A 12434-nucleotide genomic window follows, 5' to 3' on the forward strand; every position below is an offset into this window, starting at 1 on the left:
TAAAAATATATTGGTTTTTTCCCGTGTTAGTACTAGTTTAGAAGTATAGAGTGTCAGGAGTGTGCCTATGTTGAATAAAGATTTGGAAATCTCGTTAAATTTAGCTTTTCGTCAGGCGAAAGATTCTCGCCATGAATTTATGACGGTAGAGCATTTGTTGTTAGCACTATTAGAAAACCCGGAAGCGGTTGATGCTATAAATGCTTGTGGTGGTGACATCAACAAGTTAAAAATGGAAATTCTAAACTTTATTGGTGAAACCACCCCGGTAATTCCACATGGTGATGAAGACAGAGAGACACAACCTACATTAGGGTTTCAACGTGTTTTACAACGTGCAGTATTTCATGTGCAATCTTCTGGTAAAACCGAAGTTAATGGCGCCAATGTATTGGTCGCGATTTTCAGTGAACAAGAATCACAAGCGGCATATTTCCTGAAAAAATCGGATATTACTCGTCTAGATATTGTGAATTATATTTCGCACGGTATTGCTAAGAATCTACAACCTGAAGAAATTAATCCAAGTCTAGAGCAACCGGTAACCGCTGAAGATGATTCTAAGAACCTTGATGCCTATGCTGATAATTTAAATGTATTGGCCGCTAAAGGTGAAATTGATCCGATGATCGGTCGAGCAAATGAACTAAACCGGGCTGTTCAGGTATTAAGTCGTCGCCGGAAAAATAACCCCTTGTTTGTTGGTGAGGCAGGTGTTGGTAAAACGGCAATAGCTGAAGGGTTAGCTAAATTAATTGTTGAAAACAAAGCGCCTGACGTATTGGCTGACGCAACCATCTATTCATTAGATATGGGCGCATTACTTGCCGGTACTAAGTATCGAGGTGATTTTGAGAAACGTTTTAAAGCATTATTAAAAGAATTACAAAAAGATAAACACGCCATTTTATTTATAGATGAAATCCATACCATTATTGGCGCAGGAGCTGCATCTGGTGGCATGATGGACGCGTCTAATCTAATCAAACCGTTATTATCATCTGGTAAGTTGCGCTGTATGGGCTCAACCACATTCCAAGAATTTAAAACTATTTTTGAAAAAGACCGTGCTTTGGCTCGTCGTTTCCAAAAAATTGATATTCATGAGCCTAGCATCGATGAAACGACTAAGATTCTCATGGGCTTAAAAGATAAATATGAACAACATCATAGCGTTAAGTATTCAAACAAAGCATTAAGAGCGGCAGCAGAGCTTTCTGCAAAATACATTAATGACAGGTTCTTACCAGACAAGGCCATAGATGTTATTGATGAAGCCGGTGCAAAGCAGCAGCTTGTAGAAGTAAAAAAACGTAAAAAAGTGATAAACATCGGTGATATTGAAGCGATTGTTGCCAGTATAGCGCGGATCCCTGAAAAGTCGGTTTCATCAACTGAAAAAGATAACTTGATGAACATTGACCGTAATTTAAAAATGGTGGTATTTGGCCAAGACGAAGCTATTGATGGCTTAACCTCGGTGATCAGACTAAGTAGAGCAGGACTTGGCGCTGATGAAAAGCCAATCGGTTCATTTTTATTCTCAGGCCCTACTGGGGTTGGTAAAACTGAGGTAACGCAGCAATTGGCCAAACAACTAGGCGTTGAGCTATTACGCTTTGATATGTCTGAATACATGGAAAAACATGCGGTTAGTCGTTTAATTGGTGCACCTCCTGGTTATGTTGGTTTTGAGCAGGGTGGTTTATTAACTGATTCAGTAATAAAACACCCTCATTCTGTGGTTTTACTTGATGAAATTGAAAAGGCTCATTCTGATATTTACAATATTTTGTTGCAAGTAATGGACCACGGTACTTTAACTGATAATAATGGTCGTAAAGCTGATTTTAGAAATGTTGTTTTAGTGTTAACAACTAATGCTGGTGTACAAGAAACACAACGTCAATCTATTGGTTTTAAGCAGCAAGACCATAGTCACGATGCGATGAGTGAAATTAACCGAGTTTTTTCGCCTGAATTTAGAAATCGACTTGACTCAATAATTTGGTTTAACCATTTAGAAAATGAAGTGGTGGAGCAGGTTGTTGACAAATTTATTGTTGAATTACAAGTACAACTAGATGGCAAAGGTGTTTCTTTAGAAATGTCAAAAGAGGCGAGAACATGGTTGGCCAATCATGGTTACGATAAATCAATGGGGGCTCGGCCTATGGCTAGACTCATTCAAGAGAAGTTGAAAAAGCCGTTGGCAAATGAACTTCTGTTTGGTGATTTAATGCAAGGTGGTGTTGCTAAAGTCGGTGTAAACAAAAAATCAGACAGTCTGGATATCACTGTAGAACCTAAAAAAGAACTTGTTTCACATTAATAGTTAAATTATCGTCCGAATAAATTTAGACCGACCATTGGTTGGTCTATTAACCTTCTTTAGCTAGTTGTTTGATATTTTAGTTAATAAAAATTCAGATAGCTCTGCGGCAACCGCTAATGTTTGTTGTGAGCTTTTAATACCTTCACCGCTTGTATCGGTAAACGGGGCTATTTCCATCATATCGGCGCCAGTTATTGGATACTTGGCTGATAATGCTTTTAAGACATTCATAGCTTCACTTGGTGTCAGCCCGTCAGGCTCTGGCGTGCCAGTAGCTGAAACAAAACTCGAATCAATGGCATCTATGTCAAAACTCACATAAAGCTCATCAATTTCCTCCTCATCCAATTGCAGTAATATTGTGTTAATAATATGTTCAACGCCAAGTTCTTGTACTTCATTAGCCCAATGCTGGGTAACACCAAATTCATTCTCCCAATGTGATTTTGGTTTACCACTAGAGCGAATACCTATTTGAATTAAATGTGAAGGACTGTGCAAGTATTTCAAAATATGAGTGCACCAAGAGCCAAAACACAAATCAATACCAAGACGCTCTACTAATAAATCGGTGTGCGCATCAAAATGAATAATGGCCACCTTTTTGCCTTGTTGTTGTTTCGCTTTAAGGTACGCTTTTGTTAATGGATAACTTATAGAGTGATCGCCGCCAATACCAAATAAGCCTTTTTGGGGGTAGGCAGCATAAAAGACATCAGCGACCAGTTCAGTGATAGATAAAGGACTGACCGGGTATTTGGCCGTATCATCTTGATAAAAGGCATTACGACAATTACTGATAGTGGCTTGATTCAAGTATTTGTCGTGTAATAAGTGTGGGTTGACTCTGACATCGCCAATATCAAAGTAACTAAGCTCTTTGGCCTTTTCGTGCAACGTAGCTCGTAAAAATAGTGGCCCCCAGTTTGCACCTCTTAAAATGCCGCCGCCACAATCAGAAGCTATGCCAAGCATAACTGCATTATCGCTATTCGGTAAACTTGCAAGGGATTGTTTCCAGGCTGAGTTAACTTGCTCAGTACCAGGGTAAATGCTTTGTTGGAGTTGTTGCTTGCGCTCTTTTGCCGTATTTACCGTATAAACACCGTCGCCGGGAGGACATAAACATGCTTTGACCGTTGTTAGTAAATTATCTTGTAATTTATTCATAATGAACTCCGTGATTTAATATTCATTAATATTAGGCTATCTGAAATTTAATTCATCCATAGCTCATTTTATCAACGCTTATTATTCAAATAATGTTCACATAACCTGCTTGTTAACTATTGTAATTAATGAATTACGAGAAGCTTTTACTATATAATAAAGCATATTTTTATCTTCAGGTTATTTCATGCAAAAACTTAAAATGCTACCAGTATTAATGTTAATGGTTATATTCAGTCCACTAGCTATTGATATCTTTTTACCTGCATTACCGCTGATGGCAGATAATTTTTCTGTTTCATTACCGACCATGCAATGGAGCATTTCAATATTCATGTTAAGCATGGGAATAGGGCAATTATTTACTGGCCCATTAACCGATAAATATGGCCGTAAACCGATAGCACTCGTAGGTATCGTTATATATGCTTTATCCTCATTATTAACTGTTTATGCTGCATCTATTGAATTACATCTTATATCGCGATTGCTGCAAGGTTTTGGGACATGTGCTGTTGCCGTTGCTGCATTTTCGGTGGTCAGAGACAAGTTTGATGCCATTCAAAGTGGCATCATGTATAGCTATTTAAATGGCTTGATTTGCTGCATACCAGCGTTAGCACCGATTTTAGGGAGTTGGTTGACTCAAACATTTAACTGGCAAAGTAACTTTGTGTTTTTAATTTTATACGCTGTTGTTGCAGGGTTTCTAGTAGCATATTATTTAACAGAAACGAATCAAACGACTGTTGAACAAAGACGTTTAATCAACCCATTTAAAATATCCCGTTATAAAAGTGTCATTACCAACAAGGTGTTTTTATTTCATGGTGTTGTCGTAATGATTGCTATGGGAGTAATTCTTGCCTATGTAAGTAGTTCTCCTGCGTGGTTAATGGTTGAGCTTAAATTAAACCAAAATGAATTTGTATTTTGGTTTAGTCTTAATGCGGTAATTAATATAATTGCTTGCGTTACCGCACCTAAAATATTAATTCGAAAAGGAGCTGCCAGAACTATTAGTATAGGATTGATAACATTATTTAGTGGTGGTTTGTTAATGTTAGTTTTACAACCTTTACATACACCTATCGCTTTTATGTTTCCAGTAATGTTGAGTTCAATTGGATTTTCTCTGGTAATGGGAACATGTGCAGGACAAGCATTAGCAGCATTTGGTGATAAAGCTGGAACGGCCTCTGCGTTACTTGGTTTTTTACAAATGAGTGGTGCAGCGTTGTTAGCGGGTGTAGTTCAAATGCTACCAATTAGTATCAGTGAACAAATTTCATTACTTATGTTGATGTTTGCTCCCTTGATGTATATTTGGTTCTCTAAAAAAGGTAGGCAGACAGTTCTGGTTTAATGTTTAAACAGTACAAACTTAGACAAATTATTTGACTTGGGATAAGTTTCGCTTCGTGAATGACGTCCGAATAAATTCGGACCAACCACTGGTATAGAAATTCTGGTTGGCGTGAATTTATTCGCGCGCTATCAAAAAAAAGCCCTGCTAAACTTAGCAGGGCTTTTAAATTCTTATATGTTTCATAAGATAATCGGTTAATGATAACCGATCACCTTTAAAGTAACTATTATCTGGCGCGGAAAATAATGCGACCTTTTGATAAGTCGTAAGGCGTTAATTCAACAGTAACCTTATCGCCAGTTAAAATACGAATGTAGTTTTTACGCATTTTGCCAGAGATGTGTGCTGTAACAACGTGACCGTTTTCTAATTCAACACGGAACATAGTATTAGGTAGTGTATCTAATACCGTACCCTGCATTTCAATATTTTCTTCTTTCGCCATTGGGCGTTAAACCTCTATAAATTGTACTATAAAATTTTGCTGCCGAGATAATGCCGAAAAGTGGAGTGATTGTAAAGATAAACCACTATTTTTTTGGATGTTTTTGCAAATTTGAATCTAGCGATTGCTTGTTTGCTGTGCGTTGCCATTTATCATCTTGGAGACGTTCGTGTGGGAAGTATTGATTTTTGTAGTTCATTTTCGCGCATTGATCAATTTGATAGCCCAAATAGAGAAATTCTTTATGCATTTTTTTGCTTAATTCTATTTGTTTTAATATGGAAAATTTACCTAATGAACGTTTAGATAAATCTGGATCAAAAAATGTGTACAACGCGGATAGGGCGGAAGGTAAATTGTCACATACGGCGACAGAAACGAGTTCTTCTGCTAAGTACAACTCTAAAAATAGTTGATCTACTCGTGAACTAAAAATAAAGTTTTCGTATTGTTCGAAGTTAGCCGGATACATAGCGCCATCTTTATGCACATTATCAATGTAGCGCTGATACAGATTAAAATACTCTGGACGGGGGGAGCTAACTACTCGTACAGTTAAATCTTTATTCATTGAATTAATGCGCTTTTGGCTCTTAGAAGGGGAAAAATCATTAACGGGTAAACGAATAGATTCACAACTTTTACAATGTTCACAATGGGGGCGATACACTTGTTCACCACTACGACGAAAACCAGCTAATAGTAGGCGTTCATAGTTTTCACTGTTTAACTCTTCAACATTTGTTACAACAATTAAGCGCTCTTTTTCGGTCATTAAATAATTGCATGGAAATGTTTTGGTTAAGCCAAACTGAAAATATTTTTTAGGTTCGTTCACTCGCTTAGCTCTCTTTGTTGCCAAAATCTATTTTCAACAGGGCGGTTTAATTCATTGCTTTTTAATTGCAGAAACTCATCTCTAGTTATTTCAATCGCGCCCATACTTTCTAAAAATGGGTTTTGAATTTGACAATCAATAAACTGTACCCCTATTAAGTTTAGCAAATTAATGAGTGAAACAAGCGCAATTTTAGAAGCATTTGTTTGTGTATAAAACATTGACTCACCACTAAAAAAACCGTTTATGGCTACCCCATACAATCCGCCAACCAATTCTTCGTTTTTCCACACCTCTATTGAATGAGCAAAACCCTGCTGGTGCAATACTTTATAAGCATTAATCATGTCTGGAAGGATCCAGGTGTCGTCGCTTCTAAAAGGAGCGTCTGCACATATATCAATGACTTGGTTAAAACAGTTATTTACTGTGATTTTGTAAGGAGACTTATTGATAAATTTTTTTAAACTGCGGTTGATTTTTAAATCTGCAACTTTTAGTACTGCTCTTGGGTTGGGAGACCACCATAACAACGGATCGCCATCATTAAACCAGGGGAAGATGCCATTCGTGTAGGCTTGAATTAATCGCTGTGGAGATAAGTCACCGCCCATGGCAATTAATCCGTTAGGATCGTTAAGGGCAAATTGGTGTGGGGGAAAGGCCAGCTCTTTATCATCTAACGTGTAAAGAAACTGGCTCATAGTATTGTGCTTTGGCTATACGTTAGAATTTAACGCATCTAGATACCGTTCGGCATCAAGAGCTGCCATACAACCAGCACCAGCTGAAGTAATGGCTTGACGGTAGATATGATCAGCTACATCACCCGCAGCAAAAACGCCTTCTTTACTGGTTAATGTTGCATTACCCACAGTACCACTTTGAATCGTTAGGTAACCATCTTTCATATCTAACTGACCGGCAAAAATATCTGTGTTAGGTTTATGTCCAATGGCAATAAAACAGCCTGTTACATCAACCTCTTCTGTAGCATCTGAATTAGTGTGTTTTAAACGTAAACCGGTTACGCCCATATTGTCACCTAATACCTCATCTAATGTACGGTCCGTATGTAAAACGATATTACCGTTAGCTACTTTATCCATTAACCGTGCGGTTAATATTTTTTCACTACGGAAAGTATCACGACGGTGAATTAAATGAACTTCAGAAGCGATATTTGATAAGTAAAGCGCTTCTTCAACTGCAGTGTTACCACCGCCAACAACCGCAACTTTTTGGTTACGATAAAAGAAGCCATCACAAGTGGCACAAGCAGAGATACCTTTACCCATAAATGCTGTTTCAGATTCTAAGCCAAGGTATTGAGCAGAAGCACCGGTACAAATAATTAATGCATCACATGTATACTCACCAGAGCTGCCTTTTAATTTGTAAGGCTTTTCAGAAAAGTCTACTTCATCGATGTGATCAAATATAATTTCGGTATCAAATTTTTCTGCATGCTTTTGCATACGTTCCATTAATGCTGGACCGGTTAAATCATCGGCGTCGCCTGGCCAGTTTTCAACTTCAGTGGTTGTTGTTAATTGGCCACCTTGTTGCATACCAGTGATCATTACTGGTTTTAAGTTAGCACGTGCTGCATAAACCGCGGCAGTATAACCTGCAGGTCCTGAGCCTAAAATAAGAAGAGGGCAATGTCTTACATCACTCATGAAAAACTCCAAGTGTATTTGTTTATAGCTGTTGCGCTATTGATTCATTATTTATTATTGATTGGGATGATAGGCAATTAATGCAAGGGCATCAACAAAAAAAACGCAGTCATTAATGACTGCGTTTCTTATTAAGTTGGTTTTTGTAAACTAAGCGGTACTTAGAATATACTAATCGAGTAAATTAGCTTAAGGCAACTTTCGGTTCAACAAATTCGAAACCTAGGTTCTCAGCTACTTCACGGACAGTTACTTTACCGTCAACAACGTTCAGGCCGTTTAAGAAATGGCTATCTGATAGTAACGCTTCTTTGTAACCTTTGTTTGCTAAGTTAATGATAAACGGTAATGTTGCATTGTTTAATGCAAAGGTAGACGTACGCGGTACAGCACCTGGCATGTTAGCGACACAATAATGAACAACGTCATCTACGATGAATGTTGGTTCTGCATGAGTTGTTGCGTAAGACGTTTCAATACAACCACCTTGGTCAATGGCAACATCAACGATAGCAGAGCCTGGTTTCATATTTTTGATATGTTCTTTGGTAACTAGTTTAGGAGCAGCTGCACCTGGGATAAGAACACCACCGATCACTAGATCAGCTTCTAATACATGTTTTTCTAACGCATCAGCAGTAGAGTACACAGCTTTTATTTTATTACCAAATTGCGCATCTAAACGACGTAATACGTTGATGTTACGGTCAAGAATGACAACTTCAGCGCCCATGCCTACAGCCATTTGTGCTGCGTTGTTACCAACCATACCACCACCAATAACAACAACTTTAGCTGGTTCAACACCAGGAACACCACCAAGTAGCATACCGCGACCAGCGTTAGATTTTTCTAGTGCTTGTGCGCCAGCTTGAATCGACATACGGCCAGCAACTTCAGACATAGGAGCAAGAAGCGGTAAGCCACCGTGACTATCAGTAACTGTTTCATAAGCGATACAAATTGCTTTTGATTTTACTAAGTCTTCTGTTTGAGCAAGATCTGGGGCTAAATGCAAGTAAGTGAATAATATTTGACCTTCACGGAGCATTGCACGCTCTACCGCTTGTGGCTCTTTTACTTTTACAATCATTTCAGCTTTAGCGAAAACTTCACTGGCAGTATCTAAAATTGTTGCGCCAGCAGTTACATAATCAGCATCGGCAAAGCCAATGCCGTTACCTGCATTAGTTTCAACGAATACGTCATGGCCGTGTGCAATTAATTCACGAACGCTTGCTGGAACCATACCTACGCGGTATTCATGGTTTTTAATTTCTTTAGGTACACCGATAATCATAATTAAAATCTCGCTATGTTTTGTTGTAATGTAAATTTCATAGCGATATTTGCTACGAATTGTTATTTGTTTTATTTAAAGCTAGTATATATAGGCATTTGAAGAATTACATATCGTTATATTTTAAATTGTAGTTTAAAATATCGTAAAGTCTTATTATTTTGGAGTTAAAACCTATATCATGATATCTGATAGTAAAAAACTTGATCGAATTGATAAAAACATTCTCGTCGAGCTTCAAAATAATGGCCGTTTATCAAACGTTGAATTATCTAAGCGAGTAGGGTTAAGCCCAACGCCCTGTTTAGAACGTGTTAAAAAGTTAGAACAAGAAGGCGTCATCACGGGTTACAGTGCTAACCTAAACCCACAGGTGTTGAATGCGGCATTATTAGTCTTTGTTGAAATATCTTTAATTAGGACAGGACCCGATGTGTTTGAAGAGTTTTCAAAAGCGGTAATGGATTTGGATGTAATTCAGGAATGTCATTTGGTTTCTGGCAGTTTTGATTTTTTATTAAAAACTCGAGTATCTGATATGCAAGCATATCGAAACTTACTTGGTGATGTGTTATTAACCTTGCCATCTGTAAGTGATAGTAAGACCTATGTTGTCATGGAAGAGGTCAAATCGGGTAATAAACTACCAGTTAGCTATAGATAGTGATAAATAGGCTGTTTAAACATTTTATCTAACTTAATTTTCTGCTATTTTGGTAGGTATAAAACAATAATTATAATTACAAATTCATGGATGCGACTTTGGCAGCTAAAGAATCTATAAAACTCACTGGTACACAACGCTTATTAGAGGCGGGGTTAATCTTCACCAGTATTTTCTCCTTGTACTTGATTATCGCTTTAATTAGCTTCGACCCTGCCGATCCTGGTTGGTCGCAAACTGCTTATCATGCCACTGTTAACAATGCTGGTGGAGCTTTCGGAGCTTATTTATCTGACATCTTTTTATTTGCCTTTGGCACTGTAGCTTATAGTCTACCTTTTGTTATTGCCATTATTGGTTGGTTGTTATTTCAGCGCATTCATTATCTATTAGAAATTGAGTTTTTTACTTTAGGTTTAAAATTCATCGGCTTCATGATGTTTTATATTGGCTTAACCTCAATAGCCAGTATGAATTTTGATGATGTGTTTGACTTTTCTGCCGGTGGCATCGTTGGCGATTATATTTCTTATTCATTATTACCATACTTCAACTTCATTGGCTCAAGTCTCTTATTTCTAGTGTTAACTTGCTCAGGGTTTGTGTTATTAACTGGCTTATCTTTATTTACCATAATCGACTTTATTGGTGAGCATGTGATAAAGCTTGTTTTACTGATTAAGTCATTGCTTATTGGCTTTAAGCAGCATTTTAATTCAACGCCGGTCGTCAAAGGTAAAGTTAAAAAGAAAACTGTAGTTACGGATGAAGAATCTACAACTACAGATAATAGCCCCCAATCTGACGTTGACAGTACTTTAGATAGCGCCTTTGATGACCAAGCTGATTTGGCTGCGCAATTATTTGGTAGTGCTAATAGTACTCTCGATATTGATAAAAACGGAAGATCTGAGCCGGTAATTGCTGATGATGGTTTTGTTGAAATTGATGATTTGATCGATGAGCCGATGATCGCCAATCTAGATGAGAATATTGGTGAGCACGAAGTAGATGCTGCGTTTAAATCTGTCGATAAAATAGATGTTGAAGATGACGACATTATTGAAAGCAAATCACTAAGCACTGTAAATAAAACAGACAATGTAGAGCAAGAAAATCCTCTTGAACGCTACAAAGGCATGCCAACTATTGATTTGCTGGATAAGCCAAATCGAACGAAAAATCCGATATCACAAGAAGAGCTGGATTTAGTAAGTCGTTTAGTTGAAACCAAACTATTAGATTATGGTGTTATTTGTCAGGTTGTCGATGTCTATCCAGGTCCTGTTATTACTCGCTTCGAACTGGATTTGGCGCCAGGTGTTAAAGTAAGTAAAATTACCAACTTATCAAAAGATTTGGCTCGTGCCTTATCTGCGGCCAGTGTGCGTGTTGTTGAAGTCATTCCTGGAAAGTCAGTGATTGGAATCGAAATTCCAAACAAGCATCGCGAGATGGTGCGATTAAGTGAAGTGATTGAAAGCGACATTTTTGTTAATTCAAAATCTTCATTAACTATGGTGCTGGGTAAAGATATTGCTGGCGATCCCATCATTGCTGATTTAGCCAAAATGCCACATTTGTTAGTTGCTGGTACTACAGGCTCTGGTAAGTCGGTAGTGGTGAATGTAATGATTGTTAGTATGTTATATAAATCAACACCTGATGATGTACGTTTCATCATGATCGACCCGAAAATGTTAGAGCTGTCTGTGTATGAAGGTATTCCGCATTTATTATCTGAAGTAGTAACTGATATGAAAGATGCTGCCAATGCCTTGCGTTGGTGTGTAGGGGAGATGGAGCGTCGATATAAATTAATGTCAGCGCTTGGCGTTCGTAACTTGACGGGTTATAACCAGAAAATTTTAGCTGCTAAGGATAAAGGTGAAGCAATTGTTGATCCGCTGTGGAAGCCAGGCGACAGTATGGAAGAAACAGCACCAGAGCTAGAGAAATTACCTAGTATTGTAGTTGTAGTTGATGAGTTTGCTGACATGATCATGATTGTTGGTAAAAAAGTTGAAGAATTAATAGCCAGAATTGCACAAAAAGCTCGTGCTGCCGGTATTCACCTTATTCTCGCAACTCAGCGGCCATCCGTAGATGTTATCACCGGTTTAATCAAAGCCAACATTCCAACTCGTATGGCGTTAACCGTACAATCAAGAATTGATTCAAGGACTATTCTTGATCAACAAGGTGCAGAACAATTACTCGGTAACGGTGATATGTTATTCTTACCACAAGGCACCAGTGTGCCATTGCGTGCTCAAGGCGCTTTTGTTGACGATCATGAAGTACATGCTGTAGTTAATGACTGGAAGGCTCGTGGTAAACCAAGATATATTGAAGAAATATTATCTGGCGATACCTCTGAAGAAATGCTTTTACCGGGCGAAGTTGCAGAAGGTGAAGATCAAGAATCCGATGCTTTATATGATGAAGCGCTAATGCACGTAACAGAATCTCGTCGTGCATCAATTTCGGGCGTACAAAGAAAATTCAGAATTGGTTACAATAGAGCGGCAAGAATTATTGAACAAATGGAAGCCAATGGCGTCGTAAGTAGTCCAGGCCATAATGGTAATAGGGAGGTAATAGCGCCTCCACCAGTGAAAAATTAAGAAG

10 protein-coding genes are annotated in these 12434 nt (G+C 38.1%); 4 read left to right on the forward strand and 6 right to left on the reverse strand.

All coding sequences use genetic code 11. The annotated features are described in order from the left end of the window. Positions 1 to 67 precede the first annotated feature (67 nt). Positions 68 to 2332, forward strand: coding sequence for an ATP-dependent Clp protease ATP-binding subunit ClpA (gene clpA / locus RI844_RS03665; RefSeq protein WP_348397114.1), 2265 nt, complete (start codon positions 68 to 70; stop codon positions 2330 to 2332). A 63-nt stretch (positions 2333 to 2395) separates the two neighbouring features. On the opposite strand, the gene RI844_RS03670 is transcribed toward clpA, so the two are convergent. After that, positions 2396 to 3505: an arginase family protein gene (locus RI844_RS03670; protein WP_348397115.1), complete on the reverse strand. Its 1110-nt coding sequence runs from the start codon at positions 3503 to 3505 to the stop codon at positions 2396 to 2398. 187 nt (positions 3506 to 3692) lie between these two features. Here RI844_RS03670 and RI844_RS03675 point away from each other — a divergent pair, with 187 nt between their 5' ends. After that, complete coding sequence (locus RI844_RS03675) at positions 3693 to 4871, forward strand: multidrug effflux MFS transporter (protein ID WP_348397116.1); 1179 nt, start codon at positions 3693 to 3695, stop codon at positions 4869 to 4871. Positions 4872 to 5100: 229 nt separating this feature from the next. Here the strand turns inward: RI844_RS03675 and infA are convergent, their stop codons facing one another. The 5 genes from infA to ald all read right to left on the reverse strand — a co-directional run bounded on the left by infA (position 5101) and on the right by ald (position 9139). Further along, on the reverse strand, positions 5101 to 5319 hold the full coding sequence (infA, locus tag RI844_RS03680) for a translation initiation factor IF-1 (RefSeq protein WP_011043571.1): 219 nt from the start codon (positions 5317 to 5319) through the stop codon (positions 5101 to 5103). A gap of 85 nt (positions 5320 to 5404) precedes the next feature. Then, entirely contained in the window at positions 5405 to 6157 is a 753-nt protein-coding gene (locus RI844_RS03685) for an arginyltransferase (RefSeq protein ID WP_348397117.1), read from the reverse strand. Beyond that, the gene (aat, locus tag RI844_RS03690; RefSeq protein WP_348397118.1) at positions 6154 to 6861 is read right to left on the reverse strand and encodes a leucyl/phenylalanyl-tRNA--protein transferase; all 708 of its coding nucleotides are present in this window, start codon (positions 6859 to 6861) and stop codon (positions 6154 to 6156) included. Before aat ends, RI844_RS03685 begins: the two co-directional genes overlap by 4 nt. Before the next feature lie 15 nt (positions 6862 to 6876). Further along, a complete protein-coding gene (gene trxB / locus RI844_RS03695) occupies positions 6877 to 7839 on the reverse strand; it encodes a thioredoxin-disulfide reductase (protein WP_348397119.1) in 963 nt (320 codons plus the stop codon). A 184-nt stretch (positions 7840 to 8023) separates the two neighbouring features. Next, complete coding sequence (gene ald / locus RI844_RS03700; protein WP_348397120.1) at positions 8024 to 9139, reverse strand: alanine dehydrogenase; 1116 nt, start codon at positions 9137 to 9139, stop codon at positions 8024 to 8026. Between the two features lie 181 nt (positions 9140 to 9320). Between ald and lrp the strand changes: the two genes are divergently transcribed. Together lrp and RI844_RS03710 are read left to right on the forward strand one after the other, a co-directional pair. Beyond that, positions 9321 to 9803 carry a leucine-responsive transcriptional regulator Lrp gene (gene lrp / locus RI844_RS03705; RefSeq protein ID WP_348397121.1) on the forward strand — a complete coding sequence of 161 codons (483 nt, stop codon included), beginning with the start codon at positions 9321 to 9323 and terminating at the stop codon, positions 9801 to 9803. Positions 9804 to 9889: 86 nt separating this feature from the next. Next, positions 9890 to 12430, forward strand: coding sequence for a DNA translocase FtsK (locus RI844_RS03710; protein ID WP_348397122.1), 2541 nt, complete (start codon positions 9890 to 9892; stop codon positions 12428 to 12430). Positions 12431 to 12434: the final 4 nt, after the last annotated feature.

Origin of the sequence: Thalassotalea fonticola, assembly GCF_032911225.1 — a bacterium.
GTDB classification, from domain to species: domain Bacteria; phylum Pseudomonadota; class Gammaproteobacteria; order Enterobacterales; family Alteromonadaceae; genus Thalassotalea_A; species Thalassotalea_A fonticola.

Bases quoted from the DNA above. Each gene is read 5' to 3' on its own strand.
- clpA (WP_348397114.1), top strand. From the start codon at position 68: ATGTTGAATAAAGATTTGGAAATCTCGTTAAATTTAGCTTTTCGTCAG.
- RI844_RS03670 (WP_348397115.1), bottom strand. From the start codon at position 3,505: ATGAATAAATTACAAGATAATTTACTAACAACGGTCAAAGCATGTTTA.
- RI844_RS03675 (WP_348397116.1), top strand. From the start codon at position 3,693: ATGCAAAAACTTAAAATGCTACCAGTATTAATGTTAATGGTTATATTC.
- infA (WP_011043571.1), bottom strand. From the start codon at position 5,319: ATGGCGAAAGAAGAAAATATTGAAATGCAGGGTACGGTATTAGATACA.
- aat (WP_348397118.1), bottom strand. From the start codon at position 6,861: ATGAGCCAGTTTCTTTACACGTTAGATGATAAAGAGCTGGCCTTTCCC.
- trxB (WP_348397119.1), bottom strand. From the start codon at position 7,839: ATGAGTGATGTAAGACATTGCCCTCTTCTTATTTTAGGCTCAGGACCT.
- ald (WP_348397120.1), bottom strand. From the start codon at position 9,139: ATGATTATCGGTGTACCTAAAGAAATTAAAAACCATGAATACCGCGTA.
- lrp (WP_348397121.1), top strand. From the start codon at position 9,321: ATGATATCTGATAGTAAAAAACTTGATCGAATTGATAAAAACATTCTC.
- RI844_RS03710 (WP_348397122.1), top strand. From the start codon at position 9,890: ATGGATGCGACTTTGGCAGCTAAAGAATCTATAAAACTCACTGGTACA.